General features: G+C 63.5%; 19 protein-coding genes. 9 read left to right on the forward strand and 10 right to left on the reverse strand.

Annotated elements, in window-relative coordinates; all coding sequences use genetic code 11:
- Positions 1 to 102 precede the first annotated feature (102 nt).
- A complete protein-coding gene (locus tag NKJ37_RS21810) occupies positions 103 to 2,292 on the forward strand; it encodes a response regulator (protein WP_352774952.1) in 2,190 nt (729 codons plus the stop codon).
- Between the two features lie 180 nt (positions 2,293 to 2,472).
- Positions 2,473 to 3,348 carry a l-ornithine N(alpha)-acyltransferase gene (gene olsB, locus NKJ37_RS21815; protein WP_023812526.1) on the forward strand — a complete coding sequence of 292 codons (876 nt, stop codon included), beginning with the start codon at positions 2,473 to 2,475 and terminating at the stop codon, positions 3,346 to 3,348.
- Between the two features lie 114 nt (positions 3,349 to 3,462).
- Here the strand turns inward: olsB and NKJ37_RS21820 are convergent, their stop codons facing one another.
- Positions 3,463 to 4,095: a trimeric intracellular cation channel family protein gene (locus tag NKJ37_RS21820; protein WP_352440853.1), complete on the reverse strand. Its 633-nt coding sequence runs from the start codon at positions 4,093 to 4,095 to the stop codon at positions 3,463 to 3,465.
- A 113-nt stretch (positions 4,096 to 4,208) separates the two neighbouring features.
- The gene (gene grpE, locus NKJ37_RS21825) at positions 4,209 to 4,844 is read right to left on the reverse strand and encodes a nucleotide exchange factor GrpE (protein WP_127296395.1); all 636 of its coding nucleotides are present in this window, start codon (positions 4,842 to 4,844) and stop codon (positions 4,209 to 4,211) included.
- Positions 4,845 to 5,083: 239 nt separating this feature from the next.
- On the opposite strand from grpE, the gene NKJ37_RS21830 reads away from it, so the two are divergent.
- From NKJ37_RS21830 to NKJ37_RS21840, 3 genes are all read left to right on the forward strand, one after another.
- Positions 5,084 to 5,284, forward strand: a complete 201-nt coding sequence (locus NKJ37_RS21830) for a hypothetical protein (protein WP_023812523.1) — start codon at positions 5,084 to 5,086, stop codon at positions 5,282 to 5,284.
- A 97-nt stretch (positions 5,285 to 5,381) separates the two neighbouring features.
- Positions 5,382 to 5,759, forward strand: a complete 378-nt coding sequence (locus tag NKJ37_RS21835; protein ID WP_023812522.1) for a hypothetical protein — start codon at positions 5,382 to 5,384, stop codon at positions 5,757 to 5,759.
- 128 nt (positions 5,760 to 5,887) lie between these two features.
- Entirely contained in the window at positions 5,888 to 6,910 is a 1,023-nt protein-coding gene (locus NKJ37_RS21840) for a fatty acid desaturase (RefSeq protein ID WP_023812521.1), read from the forward strand.
- A gap of 117 nt (positions 6,911 to 7,027) precedes the next feature.
- Here the strand turns inward: NKJ37_RS21840 and NKJ37_RS21845 are convergent, their stop codons facing one another.
- The 6 genes from NKJ37_RS21845 to cysG all read right to left on the reverse strand — a co-directional run bounded on the left by NKJ37_RS21845 (position 7,028) and on the right by cysG (position 13,568).
- Positions 7,028 to 8,632, reverse strand: coding sequence for a GMC family oxidoreductase (locus NKJ37_RS21845; protein WP_128303220.1), 1,605 nt, complete (start codon positions 8,630 to 8,632; stop codon positions 7,028 to 7,030).
- Positions 8,633 to 8,728: 96 nt separating this feature from the next.
- A complete protein-coding gene (locus NKJ37_RS21850; RefSeq protein ID WP_352610169.1) occupies positions 8,729 to 9,262 on the reverse strand; it encodes a DUF934 domain-containing protein in 534 nt (177 codons plus the stop codon).
- A 111-nt stretch (positions 9,263 to 9,373) separates the two neighbouring features.
- Entirely contained in the window at positions 9,374 to 10,138 is a 765-nt protein-coding gene (locus tag NKJ37_RS21855) for a phosphoadenylyl-sulfate reductase (protein ID WP_127272509.1), read from the reverse strand.
- Positions 10,113 to 11,783: a nitrite/sulfite reductase gene (locus tag NKJ37_RS21860; RefSeq protein ID WP_128303223.1), complete on the reverse strand. Its 1,671-nt coding sequence runs from the start codon at positions 11,781 to 11,783 to the stop codon at positions 10,113 to 10,115. Before NKJ37_RS21860 ends, NKJ37_RS21855 begins: the two co-directional genes overlap by 26 nt.
- Before the next feature lie 43 nt (positions 11,784 to 11,826).
- Positions 11,827 to 12,120 carry a DUF2849 domain-containing protein gene (locus NKJ37_RS21865; RefSeq protein WP_027037731.1) on the reverse strand — a complete coding sequence of 98 codons (294 nt, stop codon included), beginning with the start codon at positions 12,118 to 12,120 and terminating at the stop codon, positions 11,827 to 11,829.
- Complete coding sequence (gene cysG, locus NKJ37_RS21870) at positions 12,117 to 13,568, reverse strand: siroheme synthase CysG (RefSeq protein WP_352610166.1); 1,452 nt, start codon at positions 13,566 to 13,568, stop codon at positions 12,117 to 12,119. Before cysG ends, NKJ37_RS21865 begins: the two co-directional genes overlap by 4 nt.
- Positions 13,569 to 13,987: 419 nt before the next feature.
- Here cysG and NKJ37_RS21875 point away from each other — a divergent pair, with 419 nt between their 5' ends.
- Positions 13,988 to 14,437, forward strand: a complete 450-nt coding sequence (locus NKJ37_RS21875) for a baeRF12 domain-containing protein (protein WP_023812513.1) — start codon at positions 13,988 to 13,990, stop codon at positions 14,435 to 14,437.
- A gap of 223 nt (positions 14,438 to 14,660) precedes the next feature.
- On the forward strand, positions 14,661 to 16,457 hold the full coding sequence (locus tag NKJ37_RS21880) for a cation:proton antiporter domain-containing protein (protein ID WP_352610164.1): 1,797 nt from the start codon (positions 14,661 to 14,663) through the stop codon (positions 16,455 to 16,457).
- A 70-nt stretch (positions 16,458 to 16,527) separates the two neighbouring features.
- Here NKJ37_RS21880 and NKJ37_RS21885 read toward each other — a convergent pair whose 3' ends face one another.
- On the reverse strand, positions 16,528 to 17,337 hold the full coding sequence (locus tag NKJ37_RS21885) for an AraC family transcriptional regulator (protein ID WP_352610161.1): 810 nt from the start codon (positions 17,335 to 17,337) through the stop codon (positions 16,528 to 16,530).
- A gap of 117 nt (positions 17,338 to 17,454) precedes the next feature.
- Here NKJ37_RS21885 and NKJ37_RS21890 point away from each other — a divergent pair, with 117 nt between their 5' ends.
- On the forward strand, positions 17,455 to 18,375 hold the full coding sequence (locus NKJ37_RS21890; protein ID WP_352610160.1) for a zinc-binding dehydrogenase: 921 nt from the start codon (positions 17,455 to 17,457) through the stop codon (positions 18,373 to 18,375).
- Between the two features lie 13 nt (positions 18,376 to 18,388).
- Here the strand turns inward: NKJ37_RS21890 and NKJ37_RS21895 are convergent, their stop codons facing one another.
- Positions 18,389 to 19,141, reverse strand: coding sequence for an SDR family NAD(P)-dependent oxidoreductase (locus NKJ37_RS21895; protein WP_023812510.1), 753 nt, complete (start codon positions 19,139 to 19,141; stop codon positions 18,389 to 18,391).
- 164 nt (positions 19,142 to 19,305) lie between these two features.
- Between NKJ37_RS21895 and NKJ37_RS21900 the strand changes: the two genes are divergently transcribed.
- Entirely contained in the window at positions 19,306 to 19,668 is a 363-nt protein-coding gene (locus tag NKJ37_RS21900; RefSeq protein WP_352610157.1) for a nuclear transport factor 2 family protein, read from the forward strand.
- Positions 19,669 to 19,673 lie beyond the last annotated feature (5 nt).

The raw sequence follows: 19,673 nt of genomic DNA on the forward strand, positions 1-19,673 counted from the left end.
GGTGGGCCCCCCTGCGCCTAATGCCCCCGCCCTGGCCCCCGGGGCGGGGGGCGGCCGCGCCGGGGGGGGGGGCGTCGCGGGTCCGGCCCCCCCCGGCCGCTGGTGCCCGAGCCGGAATTCTCCAGGCGCGAAAGCCTGCCCTTTCTGACATTCGTCGCCATCGTGGTGGTGGCCGGGCTGGCGCATCTGACCGGGGCACCAATCTTCATTAGCGTCGCATTGCTGGCAACCGGTCTTGCCGGTCTTGCCCTGCATCTGCGCGCCAGGCGGAGCGAACATCGCACCTCTGCCCTTCTTGACGAAACCACTGCCCGCAGCCGCGCCGAGATCGAGACGCTGGCCGACCGCATGTGGGAGATGCAGGAGAGCGATGAGCGCTTTCGCGGCCTGATCGACGCGCTTGGCGATCTCGTCATCCATCGCGACCGCGATGGCTACATCGTCTATGCCAACAAGGTCTTCGCCGATCTCGTCGAGATCGACCAGCGCGACCTTGCCGGCAAGACCCTGGCAGAACTGGGCATCGAGGTCGGCATGGTTCCCGATGCCGCCTTTTCCGACCATGAGTGCCTGAGTTCCACCGATGTCTCTATCAGCACGCCGAGCGGGCAGCGCTGGTTCTCCTGGATCGAACTGTCGGTGCGCGACAAGGACAGCGGCGCGGTTTCGCACCGCGCCATCGCCCGCGACATCACCGCCCGCAAACGCGCCGAATCCTCGCTGATCACCGCACGCGAACGGGCCGAATATGCCAGCCAGGCCAAATCGCGCTTCCTCGCCACCGTCAGCCATGAAATCCGCACCCCGATGAACGGCATCATGGGGATGGCCAGGTTGCTGGCCGACACCAGCCTGTCGCCGGAGCAGCAAACCTATGTCGGCGCCGTCTCGACCTCGGCCAGCGCATTGCTTGCCCTGATCGAGGATCTTCTCGACTATTCCAAGATCGAAGCCGGGCGTTTCGACCCCGAGCCGCAGCCGATGTCGGTGCGCGAGATCGCCGACAACATCATCGAATTGCTGGCAGCGCGGGCTTTCGCCAAGGATATCGGGCTGGGTTGCCATGTCGAACCCGACGTGCCGCAATTGATCACCGCCGATCCGGGCAAGGTGAGGCAGGTGCTTCTCAACCTCATCGGCAACGCCATCAAGTTCACCGACAGCGGCGGCGTGCTGGTGAGCATAGCACGCGCACGCACCGAAACCAGCGACCGCATATGCTTCACCATCGCCGATACCGGTCCGGGCCTGCGTGATGCCGACCTGGAGCGCATTTTCGAGGAGTTCGAGCAGGCCGACGGCACGTCGACACGCACACATGGCGGGGCCGGCCTCGGCCTTGCCATCTCCAGACGCCTGGTGGCCGCCATGGGCGGCACGATCTCGGTATCCAGCCGGCTCGGCCAGGGATCCGAGTTCGTCTTCGAAATCCCTGCGATAGCGGCCACCGAAGCGCCGCAGGGCCACCAGAATGCTCTCTCGGGCAGACGCGCGGTGATCCTGTCGAAGAACGCCGTCGAGGCCGACGCCATCGCCCGCACCATCCGCGCCAATGGCGGCGCGGTCGACATCGCCACCACTGCCGCACAGGCCGCGCCTTTCGCCGCCGGCTGCGATGCGATCCTGGTCGATGCAGCGATGGAAGAAGGCGACGGAAGGCTGCTCAAGCGCCTGCGCCAAAGCGGTTTCTCCGACTGTGAGGCGATCACGCTGATCGCGCCGACCGATCGCGGCATGCTTGGCGAGTTCCGAGCCAGCGGCTACGCAACCTTCCTGGCCAGACCGGTGCGTGGCGGAACACTTCTGCGTGTGCTGTTGAGCAGCCATGCTCCGAGCCTCGGCCCGCCGCAGCCGGAAAGGCGCGGCGCGCCGACGCTGCGCGCCATCGGCAACCGCCAGCGCGGCCTGTCGGTGCTGATCGCCGAGGACAATGACATCAACGCCATGCTGGCCCGCGCCACGCTGCTGAAGGCCGGGCATCGCGTCAAGGTGGTCGGCAACGGCAAGGCCGCCGTCGAGGCTGTCACCGGCGCCGCGCACAAGGACCGCTTCGACGTGGTCTTGATGGATCTCCACATGCCGGTCATGGACGGGCTGGACGCGATTGCCGCCATCCGCCGCCATGAGGAAGAAAGTGCAGTGCGGCCGGTGCCGATCATGGTGCTGTCGGCCGACAGCCAGGAAAAGACCCGTCATGCGGTGTTGGCCCATGGCGCCAGCGGCTTTGTCACCAAGCCGCTCGACCCCGAGGCGCTGGTCAATGCCGTCGAGGGGCAGGTCGTCGCGGCCTGAGCTTTCCACCGCCATTCGGCACGGGCGATCACTTAAACGTAGCCGGTTGATCGTATTCGCCAGCCGACGAAGTATTGCCCATGACGTCGTATCACGGTACTGTCACAATCCTGTTGCACCTACACCGTATCCCCGTGCCAAGAGGGATGGCTCGAAGGAGAATCACTCGTGCATACAGTTATGCCGGAATGTGACACTCGGCCGAACGCCAGCAGCGCTTTGCTTGCCGGACGTAACGTCGATTCCGTCATAAAGGGCGCTGCGCTGGGCCGTATAGGCAATCTTGAAGTGCGGCTCGCTCGCAACGAGGCCGAGATCGCGGCCGCGCAGGAAGTGCGCTACCGGGTGTTCTACGACGAACTTGGCGCCAGGAAGGACCTGTTCCAGGCCCATGACCGCCGGGACGCCGATCGGTTCGATCCGCTCTGCGACCATCTGCTGGTTTTGGACACCACGCTTTCCGGTCCCGAACATCGCCGCATCGTCGGCACATATCGGCTGCTGCGGCAAGAAATCGCGGCCACGGCCGGTGGCTTCTATTCCGAAGGTGAATTCGAGCTGACCAAGCTCATCGCCCGCCACCCCGGCCAGCGCTTCCTTGAACTCGGCCGCTCCTGCGTGTTGCCGGAATACCGCTCGAAGCGCACCATCGAGGCGTTGTGGCAAGGCATCTGGGCTTACATCAACCATTACGAAATCGGTGTGATGACCGGCTGCGCGTCCTTTCACGGCACCGTGCCGGCGGCGCATGCCGAGGCGCTCACCTACCTAGCCCACCACTGCCGGACGAACTCGGCCTGGGACGTGCGCGCGGTGTCCGGGCGCTATTGCTCGATGGATCTGATGCCGATCGAGGCCGTCAATGCCAAGGCGGCGATCGCCGCGATGCCGCCTTTGGTCAAGGGCTATCTGCGCGTCGGTGCCCGCATCGGCGATGGTTGCGTCATCGATCGCGAATTCTCGACGGTCGATGTGTTCGTCGTGATGCCGGTCAAGGAGATCGGCGCACGCTACGTCAACTATTATGGCGGCGAAGCCCAGCGCTTCGCGGCGTGAGATTGAGTAGGCAGTAGGCAGTAGGCAGTAGGCAGTAGTGATGACGCCACGATTAAGCTCCTGTGACTACTGATTATTCCCTATTCCCTATTCCCCATTCCCTATTCCCTCTCTTCACGGAATATCTTCCGGCCGCCTGCCGGGTCGGCTCTTGTAGGACGGAAACGACCAGCCGAATTTGAGCGCACCACCGCGCACGAGGAACGCCGCCGCAAAACCGGCGAGGTCCGAGGCGAGCGGCGGCAGTCCGGCAAGTTCGCCAAGCGTGTAAAGGCCGGCACCCGCAAGGGCCGCCGTAACGTAGATTTCGGGCCTGAGCAGCACCGATGGCTCGCCGGCGAGGAGATCACGCAGAATGCCGCCGAAAGTGGCGGTGAGCACGCCGGTGATGACGGAGACGACCGGCGAACCGGTAATCGCAAGCCCCTTGGCCGCGCCCATCACCGAAAAAGCGGCGAGCCCGACGGCGTCGAGCCAGAGCAGCCATTTCCAGCGCGATTCGACACGATGCGCGCTGAAGAAGACCAGCACCGCAACCGCGGCGCAGACCAGCACATAGCCGGAGTTGGCGACCCAGAAAACCGGCAGGTTGAGGATAACGTCGCGAAGCGTGCCACCGCCTATCCCGGTGACGCTGGCCAGGAACAGGAAGCCGATAATGTCGAGTTGCTTACGCGAAGCCGCCAGCGCCCCGGTCGCCGCGAAGACGGCGACACCGGCATAGTCAAGAAGCGCGATAGGGTTCATGAGGCCAAGGCAGTAGGGATTAGGGATTAGGGATTAGGCAGTATGAATAGCACGAAGCCGCGCGATTGATACGACTGCCCTAGTTTCCTACTGCCTACTGCCTATCCCCTGCCTCACGCATCTTTCTCAGCCTGTTCGTTCACCGGCCCCGGCTCAACCGGTGCTTCAGCGGCGACGAACTTTGGCCCGCCCTTGGCGACGCCCACCATGGCCGGGCGCAGCACGCGGTCGCCGATCGAATAGCCCGGCTGCACGACCTGGACCACGGTGTTGGCCGGGACATCCGGATTGGGCACTTCGAACATCGCCTGGTGGAAATTGGGATCGAACTTCTCGCCTTCAGGCGCGAGCTTCTTGACCCCATGCCGTTCCAGCGCCGACAGCATGGCGCGCTCGGTGAGGTCGACGCCTTCGATCAGCGCCTTGAAGCCGGCGTCACCCGATGCTTTGGCCTCGGCGGGAATCGCATCCAGCGCGCGGCGCAGATTGTCCGACACCGACAACATGTCGCGGGCGAAATTCGCGACCGCGTAGGTGCGCGCATCGTGCACATCGCGCGCCGTGCGGCGCCGCAGGTTTTCCATCTCGGCCGCCACGCGCAGCGCGCGGTCCTTCAGCTCTTCATTTTCCTTCAGCAGCCGCACAAGGGCTTCATAATCACCGTCGGTGCTGCCTTCCGTGCGCTCGGCTGTGGGCTCGGTCGCCTCGACTTCATCGGGCGCGCGTTCGTCTTTTGCCTGGTCGCTCATCGCCGTTTCCCGTCAATCTCGAATGATGTGGATTTTGTGCCCGATATCGATGTTTGGCGGCCAAAAATCAAGGGGTAAGCGACTATGGAAGCCGCCGGCCAAGGCGGGACAATGACAGGCAAGACATTTCGACTTTAATTCAAATTTTACCTTAACCGCCGGCTTTGCTTGCCACACAGGCATGATGGGGGAACCATTCTCTTGCTGCAGGAGTTTCGAAGCCGAGACAGGATTTTGAGATGATGACCCGCAACATGGGCGAAAAGGCAGAGGGGCTGGCCATCGAGATCAGGCGCCAGTTCGGCGCCGAGGCGGTGACCCGCTTTCTGCGCACCTTGCCGGCCTTCCGCACCGAAGCCGACATCCCCGACCGGCTCAGAGAACTGCTCGACCGCCTCGATGGGGCGGAGCGCGGTGACATCGGCTGGCGCCGGCCGTAACGCAACAATCGATCTTGGCAGCAAACCTCCTATCGGCAATAGCCGGGGAGAGCCGAACCATCTAAGGATAGATGGGTTGGTTCAAATGGAGGACGTAATGCGCAAGGTTTCGATTACCTCATCGCTGATGGCGCTTGTCGGCCTCGGCGCCATAACTTTGGCGGCCTTTCCGGCACAAGCAGACAATCTGCAGCTGCAATTGGGCAAACATGGCCCGCGGCTGAAGCTCATGGAAGATTGCGACCCCGCCTACGACGATTGCGAAGGTCCCCGTCGCGACGATCGGCGCGACCGGCGTCAACGAGGCTGCACGGAAGACCGGGCTCTCGACAAGGCAGAGCGAATGGGCATCCGCCGCGCAAGAATTGAGTCCATCGGCCGCCGGGAGATCACGGTCCGCGGCAGACAGGGTGGCGACCGCGTGCGCGTGACTTTTGGCACCGAGCGCGGCTGTCCTATCCTCGATCGCGAATAGCGGTCGACGTCATCAGCAGGTTGAGCTGGCGGTTGGCTGGCTCGACCGCCAAGCCACGCGACAATTACGCACAGTAATTTTGCGTGATGTTGCCTTGCGGCGGCGAGGCACCGCGCCTATGCTTCCTGATGAACATGATTTCCCCTGAGGCGGTGGCCAACAGCAAGCGCGCCTGGCTGAAGATTCTCGCCCGCTACAAGAAGCCCGACAGGCGGCGCAGCGCCGTCGAACTCGCCATCACCCTCATTCCATTCGCCATACTCTGGGGACTGTCCTCGGCGGCTTATGCCTATGGCCATTGGTGGGGACTGGTCCTCATCCTTCCCGCGGCCGGGTTTCTGGTGCGCATCTTCATGATCCAGCACGACTGCGGCCACGGCTCCTTCTTCGCCAATCGCTACGCCGACGACTGGATTGGCCGCGCGCTCGGCATCCTGACGCTGACGCCCTACGATTGCTGGCGGCGTGCCCACGCGACGCACCACGCCAGCGCCGGCAATCTTGACGAACGCGGCATGGGCGACATCCGGACGCTGACCGTTGCAGAATACCGGCAGATGTCGTGGCGAGGCCGCCTCGCCTACCGTCTCTATCGCCACCCGCTGGTGATGTTCGGGCTCGGTCCGATCTGGCTGTTCATCTTCGAGCAAAGGCTCCCCGTCGGCATGATGCGCGGCGGCCTGACCCCTTGGGTGTCGTCGATGACCACCAATCTTGGCATCGCGGTCGCAGCAGCCATCCTCATCTGGTTCGTCGGCCCGGGCGCTTTCCTGGTGGTCCACCTGCCGATCGTCATCCTCGCCGGTTCGGCCGGCATCTGGCTGTTCTACGTCCAGCACCAGTTTGAGGAAACGGAATGGGCGAAGGATGCCGACTGGGAATTCCAGCACGCTGCCCTGCACGGATCGTCCTATTACGATCTACCGCCGGTGCTGAACTGGCTCACCGGCAACATCGGTGTCCATCACGTCCATCATCTCTCCGCCAAGGTGCCGTGCTACCGGTTGCAGGAAGTGCTGCGGGATTATCCCGAGTTGCGCGACATCGGCCGTGTCACGCTGCTCGAAAGCTTGCGCTGCGTCAAACTGGCATTGTGGGACGAAAACCGCCGCAAGCTGGTGTCGTTCCGCGAGGCACGGGCGGCGGCTTAAGCAATTCCAGGAGAAGTTTGAACGGTTTTCCAGGGAAAGCGCGTAACGTTTTCCCTGGGCAATTGCGTCATAACAAAAGGACCGCCGCGCTATGGGCGCCGCGGCCTGGAGCTCCGATCAGGCAGCCCTGATCATGTCGGCGGCCTTTTCGGCGATCATGATGGTTGGGGCATTGGTGTTGCCACCAATCAGTGTCGGCATCACCGAGGCGTCGACGACACGCAAGGCTTCAAGCCCGCGCACCTTGAGTTGCGGATCGACCACCGCCATCTCGTCGACTCCCATCCGACAGGAGCCGACCGGGTGATAGACCGTGTCGGCGCGGGTACGGATATGGGTCATCAGATCGGCATCGCTCGGCTCGCCGGCGATGTGCATTTCCTTGTGCCGGTAGCGCGTCAGCGCCGGCGAAGCCAGCACCTGCCGGGTGATCCTCACGCCTTTCAGCAGCAGTTCCGCATCGCGCTGGTCGCCGAGAAAGCGCGGATCGATGCGTGGCGCGGCAAATGGATCGGCGCTGGCCAGCCCAACCTCGCCACGTGAGTGCGGCCGCAATATGCAGACATGACAGGAAAAACCGAAGCCGTAGTGCAGCGTGCGCGCATGGTTTTCGACCAGGCCGATGACGAATTGCAGCTGCAGGTCAGGGCGTTCAAGCGCCGGGTCGGATTTGACGAAAGCGCCGCTCTCGGCCGCCGGCGAGGCGATCAGCCCGGTTCCATCCCGGCGCCACTGCGCGATGTGCCTGAGGAAACTCAACGCGCCGCGCGGGCTCATGCCAAGCATATCGGTGTCCTTCGATCTCCAGCCGACGATGAAATCGAGGTGATCCTGCAGGTTCTTGCCGACGCCCGGCAATTCGTGGACGACGGGAATGCCATGCACGGCAAGTTCGGCCGCCGGGCCGATACCCGACAGCAACAGAAGCTGCGGCGAACCGAAGGCACCGCCACAGAGGATCACCTCGCGCGACGCCTGTGCCACTGTCTCGCCTTTGCGTGTCCGGTAGCGGATGCCGGTGGCGCGCTTGCCGTCAAGGACGATGCCTGTGGCGTGCGCCCGCGTGACCACGGTCAGATTGGTCCGCTGCATCACCGGATGGAGATAGGCGGCGGCAGTCGAACAGCGCTCGCCATTACGGGCGCCACCGGCAAACTGGGTCACCTGGAAATAGCCGGCGCCCTCTTGTTCCGGTCCGTTGAAATCGTCCGAGGCGCGAATCTGGTTTTCGGCACAAGCCTCTATGAAGGCCTTGGCGATCGGCCTCGGCGAGCGCTGGTTCGACACTTTCAGCGGGCCGTCCCCGCCATGCAACGCATCAGTGCCGCGCTCATTGCCCTCGGCGCGCCGGAAATAGGGCAGCACCTCATCCCACGACCAGCCCTCGCAGCCTAGATTTGCCCATTCGTCATAGTCGCTGCGATGGCCCCTGACATAGAGCATTGCATTGATTGCGCTGGAGCCGCCCAGCGCCTTGCCGCGCGGCTGGTAGCCCTTGCGGCCGCCAAGACCTTGCTGCGGCACGGTCTCGAAGGCCCAGTTGTTGATTCTGGGCCGGCCGGAAAGCATGCTGATAATGCCAGCAGGAGCGCGGATCAGCATATCCCTGCCCTCGCCGCCAGCTTCGATCAGGCAGACCGTTTTCGATGGATCTTCCGAAAGCCGCGCGGCAAGCGCACAGCCGGCGGACCCACCGCCGGCTATGACATAGTCGTAACGCATGAAGACCCCTCCCCGATCGTCCACGGATTTCCATCCGGATGATCAAGAAAAGGCCTGAACACGACTGATGTAAAGACGCGCGGAATTACCGCAACGTCAGCTGCTGCGAACGCGCCGCCAAGAGTATTTCGGGCCTTTTGGTTCCGGCACGGCGGCTGGCTGGTAGTAGAGCCCCAATCCGCCGGTACGGTCCTCCGCCAGGCGCTTCAACAGCACCGGATTGGAAATCTCGAACTCGTCGAAGCCCAGCCGCAGCATATGCGGCAGCTGGTCCACCAGCACTTGGCCCGTGGCGCGAACGGCACCTTCGAAATGGTAGCGGCCGCGCAGCAGTTCTCCCTTAGAGAAGGAGCGGCCGTCGCTGAAGGCCGGGAAGGCCAACGCCACCAGCGACAGCTGGTCGAGCAGGTCGGCAATCTTCTCGAGCTGATCACCCGGCTGCAGCAGGACGCCGAGCCGTTCCTTGGCCGAGCGGCGCACCTCCGGATCCAGATCGAGGAAGACTTGCAACGGCAGGATGAAGCGGCCGTTGCCGGACAGCGCATCGGCGCTTTCGGCATGCGTCCACTCATCCTCGTGAAAACCCGCAGGGGTCCAGAGCCGGGTCTCCGGTGTCGTCGGTCCAGTCATAAAGATTCCTAAAGCCCCAAGATCCAGGTCCGCTGAAAGTCCATCCCACGCAAAGCCGGCGGCCTCCGGATGAAGGTCGCCGTTCGCAGGCCGGCTGAATTTCAGCATACCCTATAGTGATGCGTCGGTCAGCGACTTCTCCAGCCCCGACAGGTGAATGCCGCACTCGGTCTTGGCGTGACCAGCCCAGCGGCCGCTGCGCGCGTCCTCGCCCGGCTGCACCGGCTGCGTGCACGGGAAGCAGCCGATCGACAGATAGCCATAGGCGACCAGTGGATTTTCGCGCAGCGCATGCGCGCGCATGTAGTCGGCCTGATCCGATGTCGTCCAGTGTGCCAGCGGATTGATGCGGATGCGCGGACCGACGGCCTCGAACACCGGCAGCGCTGCCCGTGTCGCGGCCTGAAAGCGCTTGCGGCCGGTTAACCAGGCGCGGAAGGGTGCAACGCCACGCGCCAACGGCTCGACCTTGCGTACATCGCAGCAGGCGTCGGTGTTGCTCTGATGCAGATTGCCCGTCGGATCGATCCGTTCGAGTGCTGCTTCCTCGGGTTTGATCACCCTTATGTTGGTCAGCCCGAAATCGGCGGCGAGCGCGTCGCGATAGCCGAGCGTCTCCTCGAAATGCTTGCCGGTGTCGAGGAAGATGACCGGCAGTGTCCGGTCGATCTTGGCGATCATGTGCAGCAGCACAGCCGAGTCCGCGCCGAACGACGACACCGCAGCGATCTCGTCGAGGAACAGTTCGCGGGCCGAGCGTTCGATGATCTCGATCGGCTTCAGATGACCGTAGAGCGCGTCGAGCCCCGCCGCTTTGGCGGCGATGCCGTCATCGACGTCTCCGATACGGTCAAGCGGCCTTGGCTTCGCCAGCATAGAGCGCCTCCTTGAACGGCGCGGGACCGACTCGGCGGTAGGCGTCGATGAATTTCTCTTGTGGGTCGAGCCGAAGGCCGAGATAGGTCTCGACGATCTGTTCGATGGCGTCGGTGATCTCTTCCGACGAGAAGCCGCGGCCGATGATCTCGCCGACCGAGGTGTTCTCGTCTGCCGAGCCGCCCAGCGTCACCTGATAGAGTTCGGAGCCCTTCTTCTCGACGCCGAGGATGCCGATGTGGCCGACATGGTGATGACCGCAGGCGTTGATGCAGCCGGAGATCTTCAGCTTCAGTTCGCCGATCTCGCGCTGCCGTTCCAGCGAGGCGAAGCGTTGCGAGATTTCCTGCGCGATCGGGATCGAGCGCGCCGTGGCCAGCGCGCAATAATCGAGGCCCGGGCAAGCGATGATGTCCGATATCAGGTTGGAGTTGGCTGTCGCCAGACCGATGCCGACCAGCGCATCATAGACCGCCTTGAGGTCGGCGCGGGCCACATGCGGCAGGATCAGGTTCTGCTCATGGCTGACACGCAGCTCGTCAAAGCCATATTTCTCGGCGATGTCGGCGATCGCTTCCATCTGGCTGTCCGAAGCGTCGCCGGGCACCTCGCCGATGCCCTTCAGCGAGATCGTCACCGCCGCATAGTCGGGATGGCGGTGCGTCACGACGTTCTGGTCGAGCCACTCCGAAAACCCCTTGGAATCGAGCCGCGCCAGCTTGACCGCCTGGTCGCCTTCCGGCCGCCCAGCGAGCACCGGTGGCGCGAAATAGGCCTCGATGGCGCGGATGTCGGCTTCCGGCAGCTTCAACTCGGCGTCCTTCAACTCCTGCCACTCGGCCTCGACCTGGCGGGTGATCTCCTCGACGCCGGTCTCATGGACGAGGATCTTGATGCGCGCCTTGTATTTGTTGTCGCGGCGGCCATAGAGGTTGTAAACGCGCAGGATCGCCGTGCAGTAAGACAAAAGATCGGCTTCCGGCAGGAAGTCGCGGATTTTCCGGGCAACCATTGGCGTGCGACCCTGGCCGCCGCCGATATAGACGGCAAAACCGAGTTCGCCGGCGGCGTTCTTCTTCAGGTGCAGGCCGATGTCGTGGGTCTGAATGGCGGCGCGGTCGCGCTCGGCACCCGTCACCGCGATCTTGAATTTGCGCGGCAGGAACGAGAATTCCGGATGCACCGACGACCACTGGCGCAGGATTTCCGCGTAGGGACGCGGATCGGCGACTTCGTCGGCGGCAGCGCCAGCGAAGTGGTCTGCGGTGACGTTGCGGATGCAATTGCCGCTGGTCTGGATGGCATGCATCTCAACGCTCGCGAGATCCGCCAGGATCGCCGGAATGTCCGACAGCGCCGGCCAGTTGAACTGGATGTTCTGGCGCGTGGTGAAATGGCCATAGCCCTTATCGTATTTGCGGGCGATGTGGCCAAGCATGCGCAACTGCTTGCCGTTCAGCGTGCCGTAAGGCACCGCGATGCGCAGCATGTAGGCGTGCAGTTGGAGATAGACGCCGTTCATCAGCCTCAATGGCCGGAACTGGTCCTCGGTGATCTCGCCGGCAAGACGACGCTGCACCTGGTCGCTGAACTCCGCGACGCGGGCCTGGACAAAATCGTGGTCGAACTCATCGTAACGGTACATGCTTGGTCTTTCAGGGCGCGTCCGCCCATGCCTGGTGTCTCGGTTATGCTGCCCGCGCAGCCTGCTTGCCGAGATCGTTGCGGATTGTCGGGCCGGCGGCGCGGATCTTCTCGCGCAGCCGCACCGGTTGGACGACGCCGTTGACGACTTCAGCGTCGATCAAATTGACGTCGACCACTTCGTTGGCGGCATAGGCCTTGGCGCCGATCGCCTCGAGCCTGTCCTCGGCTGCCTTGTCATGGGCGAGGTCGGCATGGTCCACCGTCTCGGCCCAGCCGCCATCGGCGTACCAGACGGCAATACCGTCGGTGAGGCGGTTGGCGGTCAGTATCTTCATTGCTGAACTCCTTCGGCGACCGAACTGGACGCGCCTTCATGCCTGTGTGCCGCCAGCGGCTCGGACCGTTCAAAGTTGGCGCCGGCGACCGCATCGCCGATGATGGTCATGACCGGGCCGGAAAGATCGGCGCGCGTTTCCAGCGACGGCAGGTCGGCAAGCGTGCCGTGGAAGCGACGCCGGTTGGCGAGGCTGGCATTCTCGACCACGGCCACCGCCGTATCTGGCGACAGACCGGCCTCGATCAGCCGTCCGGCAACCTCGGCGGCCACCGAGCGGCCCATATAAACGGCGACGGTGGCGCCGGAAATGGCGAGCTTGGCCCAGTCGGGCAGCGAATTGCCCTTGAGATCGTGGCCGGTGGTGAACACCATCGACGAGGAGACACCGCGCAAGGTCAGCGGCAGTTCGAAATCGGCGGCGGCAGCAAAGGCCGCGGTGACACCCGGAACCACCTCATAGGCGATGCCGGCATCGCGAAGTGCCGCCATCTCTTCGCCGGCCCGGCCGAACACCAGCGGATCGCCTGACTTCAGCCGCACGACACGCTTGCCTTCACGGCCAAGCTCGACCAGCAGCGCATTGATCTCAGCCTGGCTCTTGGTGTGGCAGCCCTTGCGCTTTCCGACCGGCAGGCGCTCGGCATCGCGGCGACCCATGGCAACGACCGCCTCCGGCACCAGCGCGTCATGGACGATGACATCGGCTTCCATCAGCAGACGATGGGCCCGCAAGGTCAGTAGATCCTCGGCGCCCGGACCGGCGCCAACCAGCGCGATGTGACCGCAAGCGGGCGTGTTCGACAGCAGAATATCGACGGCAGCATCATGCGCCTGCGAAAGCTGACCGATTTCAGCCGCGCGTGCAGGAGCACCAGTGAAGAAATCATTCCAGAAGCGGCGCCGGGCATTGCCTCTCGGCAGCAGCTTCTCGGCAGCCCCGCGAAACGAAGCGGCAAGCGTTGCCAGCGGCCCGAGCGACGGCGACAGCATACGGTCGATGCGGCCGCGCAGCATCTGCGCAAGCACCGGCCCGGCGCCTTCGGTGCCGATGGCGATGGCGACTGGCGCGCGGTTGACCAGCGCCGGGGTGAAGAAATCGCAAAGCTCAGGCCGATCGACGGCATTGACCGGAATGCTTAGGCGGCGCGCATCCGCAGCCACCCGACGGTCGAGTTCCTCGTCGCCGCTGGCGGCAAACACCATGATCGCGCCTTCGAGCTGCGATGCGTCGTAAGCGGCGGCAAAATGGCTCGCGCCGGCCTGGGCGACGAAGGCGAGCAGGTCGGGCTCGGCGTGTTCCGCGATAATCCGCAGGACCGCACTCGACTGTCCGATCAGCCGCGCCTTGGCCAGCGCCTCTTCGCCGCCGCCGACGATGGCCACGGCTTCGCCCTCGACCCGCATGAACACGGGGAAGGCGTTGAGCTTGGGAGCAGTGTGCGACATGGACGCGAGCGGAATCCTGAATGAGCTTGCAGTTCTACGCGCGGGCGCGAGAAACCAGAAGGAACGCACTCGCGCATCCCTTATCGGGATGCAATTGCTTTTCTGAAAGCATCCCGGCCAAGAGAAAAATATTTCTCGTTTACAGATGGAGCGGATTCAAGCTGCTGTCGCAGGCCTTGTTTTCCGGGTCTTTTAGCGCCTGGGGAGAAAAGCCGCAAAACCGTTTTTTCTAAATTCTACCAAATTAGTAGATTAAAGCCGCGAACTCTGGATAGCCAGAATGTCCAACGCCGACGCGGCTGCCGACTGGAACATTAGTGGCTCCGGGCGCGTTCTCAAAAGGCCTGTCATATCGGATCGAAACCCGGCTGCGGAACGCCACGAAAGGCCACCACGCGGCTGAAAAGGAGCCTGTCATCATGAACACAATCATACTCAAGCACGGTATCTGGGTCATGGTGGCCGATGGCGAGAAGGCGCTTTTCCTCAGGAACGCTGGCGACAATAAATATCCGAATCTCGAGGTGGTGCAGGAAATGCAGCAGGACAACCCGCCCACCCGCGAGCAAGGCAGTGACAGCCCGGGCCGATACAATGATGGTCCCTCCGTACACCGCAGCGCGGTCGAGGATACGGATTGGCACCGCATCGGCAAGGAGCGTTTCGCCGATGAAATCGCCGCCCGGCTCTACAAGCTCGCGCATGACGGCGAATTCAGCGAGATCGTGCTGGTCGCACCGCCGGTGGTGCTTGGGACAATGCGCAAAAAGCTGCACAAGGAGGTCGGGGACAAGGTGACCGCCGAAATTCCCAAGACATTGACCAACCATGCCATACCGGAAATCGAGGCCTTGCTGCAGGCAGCCTGATCATTGTCGATCGGCCCTGACCGATCGAGACGAATAGCACCGCACAAATTCCGATTTGACCGGCAGCTTTCTCAGCTGCCGGTCAAATATTTGCGGCAGCGCCGTCGATTTCATGGCTTTGCGGGTTGCATCGCCGACATACCATCCACCATATTGCAAACAGGCGGCGGCTTTGGGCGGCGCTCATCCAACATCGCTGTTTTTGAAAGGCGCTCCATAGACAATGCCGCATGACACGCCCCTTATCGCCACCATCGTCGCCGGTCTGGGGCTGGCTTTCGTCTTCGGGGCTCTCGCCAATCGCTTCCGCATTCCGCCGCTGGTCGGCTATCTCGTAGCCGGCGTGCTGGTCGGGCCGAACACGCCTGGCTTCGTCGCCGATGCCGGCCTTGCCAACGAACTGGCCGAAATCGGCGTCATCCTCCTGATGTTCGGCGTCGGGCTGCACTTCTCGCTGAAGGATCTGCTGTCGGTGCGTGCCATCGCCGTGCCGGGCGCCATCGTCCAGATCGGCTTCGCCACCGCACTTGGCGCCGGTCTTGCCTGGATGCTTGGCTGGTCGATGGGCGCGGGGCTGGTGTTCGGCCTGGCGCTGTCGGTGGCCTCGACCGTGGTGCTGCTGCGTGCCCTGCAGGAACGGCGGATGATCGAGACCGAGCGCGGCCGCATCGCCGTCGGCTGGCTGATCGTCGAGGATCTGGCCATGGTGCTGGCGCTGGTGCTGCTGCCGGCGCTCGCTGGCGTGCTCGGCGGTCAGGAGCAGGCTGACGCCCATGCGAGCGGCCTGCTGTCGCTGCCGGCCAGCTACGGCATCTGGGGCGTCGTCGGCATCACGCTGGCCAAGGTCGCCGCTTTCGTGATCGTCATGCTGGTGGTCGGCCGCCGGGTCATTCCCTGGATCCTGCATTACGTCGCCCATACCGGCTCGCGCGAACTGTTCCGGCTGGCGGTTTTGGCCATCGCGCTCGGCGTCGCCTTCGGTGCGGCAAAACTATTCGGTGTCTCGCTGGCGCTGGGCGCCTTCTTCGCCGGCATGATCATGAGCGAGTCCGAGCTCAGCCACCGCGCCGCCGAGGAATCGCTGCCGCTGCGCGATGCCTTCTCCGTGCTGTTCTTCGTCTCGGTCGGCATGCTGTTCGACCCGTTCAGCCTGATCAGCAATGGCTGGCCGATCCTGGCGACGCTGGCCATCATCGTCATTGGCAAATCACTGGCCGCATTCGCCATCGTTGTCGCCTTCGGCTATCCCATCGCCACGGCGCTGATAATTTCGGCAAGCCTTGCCCAGATCGGCGAATTCTCCTTCATTCTGGCTGAACTCGGCGTCGGGCTGAAGCTGCTGCCGGAACAGGGCCGCGACCTCATTCTGGCCGGTGCGATCCTGTCGATTGTCCTCAACCCGCTGATGTTCCTGGCCATCGACTGGATGAAGCCGTGGCTGGAACGGCGCGCCGCCAGGACGGCACCACCGGTCGAGGCAAAACCGGTTGGTCCGGCGACGGAGCCGGGCCAGGTAGCCTCTGTCGCGGCAACGACGAAAAAGGAGGACGGCCCGCCTCCAAAGACGGCACTCACCGGCCATGCTATCCTGATCGGCTACGGCCGTGTCGGTGGCCTGGTCGGCTCGGCGCTGAAAGACGCGGCAATGCCCTTCCTGGTCATCGAGGACGCCGACAAGACGCTGGCGAAATTGAAAGCGGACAGCATCGAGACCGTCGCCGGCAATGCGGCCAATGCCGAAGTGTTCGCCGCCGCCAATCCCGAAGGCGCCAGCCGGCTGATCCTTGCCATCCCCAATGCCTTCGAAGCCGGCCAGATCGTGCTCCGAGCCCGCACCGCCAACCCTGGCATCAACGTCATCGCTCGTGCCCATTCCGACGCCGAGGTCGAACATCTCAAGGGTTTGGGCGCCGATACGGTGATCATGGGTGAACGCGAGATTGCGCGCGGGATTGTGGAAGAAGTTCTCGGTCCCAAACCGGAGTTGAGGCGCGAAACCGCCGAGCCATCGGTGGCCTGAGTTCCAAAGCCCAGGCTGCACTCTCGCACGCTGGCACCGTGATCGGCTCGACCACCCTTTCAAGCGAGCATCACGCCACGAATGCAGAGCCGCCATTTTGCGCGATGCCACTGAGGTATTTGGCCGGCGGCTTCCCAAGCGCCTTCTTGAACATGGTGATGAAGGCCGTAACGGAACCATAGCCGAGATCGCCCGAGACCTGCTGGACACTTTTGCCGGAAGCCAGTTCCCGAATTGCAACGATCAAGTGCAATTGCTGGCGCCAGCGCCCGAAACTCAGCCCTGTCTCCTTTGCCACAAGGCGGGCGAGGCTGCTTTCGCTGAGCGCCACGCGATTGGCCCATTCCGCCAGTGTGCTGCGGTCGGCGGGATCCTGCGCCAACGCCTCGGCGATCCTGTTCAAGCGCGGCTCGGACGAGATCGGCAGGTGTAGCTGCTGGACAGCCATGCGTGGCAATTCGGTGAGCAGTATCTTGATCAAGAGTTCGCCCCTCGCCTCGTCGTCCTGCAGCCGATCGGAAAGCTCGATGATCAATTCGCGCAGCAGTGGCGAGATCGAAAGCGTGCAGCACCGCTCCGGCAGATCGGCGGCTCCCGGCTCTATGTAGACGAAAAAAATCCGGGCGTTGGCGGTTGCGACATTGCTGTGCTCCATGCCGCCGGGGATCCACACCCCGCAATGCGGCGGCACCATCCATAAACCGCTTGGGACGCGGCATGTGACGCCGCCTGCAAGCGCGAAAACGAGTTGGCCCTTGCGGTGCCAATGGGAGGGTACCTCCGCTCTGGTCTCTGGGATATCGACGCGCACGGCAATCGCAGGCGCGGAAAGGTCATCCACATCGAAATCGAGCCAGGGGTAGCTGAGGGGCTGTCTCATGATTGACAGTTTTTAGCGATCAATTGCTTTCATATCTAAATTATTCAAAGGCAAAAGTCGATAAGGTACACTTGCGAATGAGCGGTGCGACCGCCGCGCAGCCAGGAGGTATCAACCATGCTCGCCCTCGTCATCTCCTCCGACAGCGCGACCGGACTGAGGATCTCAGAGCTTGCCGAGCCTCAACCGGCCTCGAACGAGGCGCTTGTCTCGGTCCACGCGACCTCGTTGAATCGCGGCGAACTGCGCCTGCTCAGCATACGTCCGAACGGCTGGATACCCGGCCAGGACATCGGTGGGATCGTCGAACGGGCAGCAGCCGATGGCTCAGGACCGGCCGTTGGCGCCCGCGTCGCGGCTTTGGTCGATGAAGCCGGATGGGCGCAACGTGTCGCCGTTCCGACCGACCGTCTCGCCGTCCTGCCCGATGACGTCAGCTTTGCCGCCGCCGCCACGTTGCCAGTCGCGGGCACGACGGCGCTGAGGACTCTACGCCATGGCGGCGACCTGACCGGCCAGCAGGTGCTGATTACCGGTGCAAGCGGCGCGGTCGGCCGTTTCCAGGTCCAGCTTGCCCGCGAGCAGGGCGCCTCGGTGACGGCAATCGCCGCCGCCCGGCACGCCGAGGATCTCCGCGGCCTTGGAGCCGAGCAGGTTGTCGAAGCGATCGATCTGGCCGAGGGACCGTTCTCGCTGATCACGGAGTCGGTGGGCGGCAAAAGCCTCGCTCACGCGATCGAGCGCATCGCACCTGGCGGGACCATCGTCATGTTCGGTTCGAGCAGCGGCGAACTGACGCCCGTCGGATTCCGCCAGTTCGTTCCGGATCGTGAAGGAGCGAGGCTTCAGACTTTCGCGTACTACACGTCTGGTCCAGGCATTGGCGAGGACATCGCCTCGCTGCTCGCTCTGGTCGCAGCCGGCCGGCTCGAAACGCGCGTGGCCTTGACCGTGCCGTGGACAGACATCGCCCAAGTGCTGGACGCACTGCGACAGCGCAGCTTCAGCGGCAAGGCCGTTCTCACAATAACCGGATGAGCACCCTGATTTGTCACACATGCTGACCGCCATTGATGTGGATTTCCGAGCCGGTCACGTAGGACGCCTGCTGCGAACACAGGAAGAAGATGATGTCGGCGACTTCCGCCGTGGTGCCAAGGCGCCTGAGAGGGATGGTCTCGACGATCTTGTCAGTGCCCGGCGACAGGATCGCGGTGTCGATCTCGCCGGGCGCAATGGCATTGACGCGGATGCCGTGCGGGCCGAAATCATGTGCCATCTCGCGCGTCAGCGAGCCGAGTGCCGCTTTCGATGTGGCGTAGGCCGTGCCGGCGAAGGGATGCACGCGGGTTCCGGCGATCGAGGTTACGTTGACGATCGAGCCCTTGGCCGCCGCCAGTTCCTTGAACAGGCCGCGCGCCAGCATGATCGGCGCGAAGAAATTGACCTGGAACACGTCGCGCCAGACATGCATCGGCGTGTCGATCGAATCCATGCGGCTGTTGCCGTCCTTGAGCTTCGGCGAAATGCCGGCATTGTTGACCAGTGCATGCAGCTGGCCGCCATGCGCTTCCAGCCGGTGGCGGATTTCGGAGACGGCGATGCCGACATCCTCCTGATCGGCGAGATCGACCTTGATGTGGTCTTCCGGCCCGGCCGGCCACGGGCAATCCTCGGCGAAAGCCTGCCTGGAGCAGGTGATGACGCGCCAGCCCTCGCGCGAAAAACGCTTGACGGTGGCGTGGCCGATGCCGCGGCTGGCGCCGGTCAGCACGATGGTCTTTCTGGTGTCGAGTTCAGTCATTTCAAGGTCTCCGGCCGGCAGATGTAGCCGAACGCCGCCGAGGTGGCGAGAGGCCGAAATGTCACCATTCACGTCAAAGGAGGAACCGGGAAGCCAACTCGCCGTTGGTTCGGGAGTGCAGGACAAGGGTGCGGGGTTTCACATCAAATCAATCGGACAGAGCCATGACACAGACAGCACCCCTCGACATCGCCACGGCCTTCACCAAGGCGTGGACAGGCCACGACCTCGAAAAGCCAGCATCCTATGTCGCCGACGACGTCGTTTTTGATGGGCCGATGCAGCAATCGACCGGCAAGGCCCCCTACCTGAAGGGCCTGACCAAACTTTCACAGGATGTGACCGGTGTGCGCATGATCGCTGCTTTCGGCGACGATCACCAGGCGCTGCTGATGTATGACTTGATGACAAAGTCGTCCGGCGCGCTTTCCTGCGCCAAGCACCTTACCGTCCGCGATGGCAAGATTCACAGCGACAACCTGACCTTTGACAGCAAGAAATTGGGCAACGCCAAACCACGGAATTAGCGGAT

Origin of the sequence: Mesorhizobium sp. M0140 (assembly GCF_040322475.1) — a bacterium.
In the GTDB taxonomy this organism is placed as follows: domain Bacteria; phylum Pseudomonadota; class Alphaproteobacteria; order Rhizobiales; family Rhizobiaceae; genus Mesorhizobium.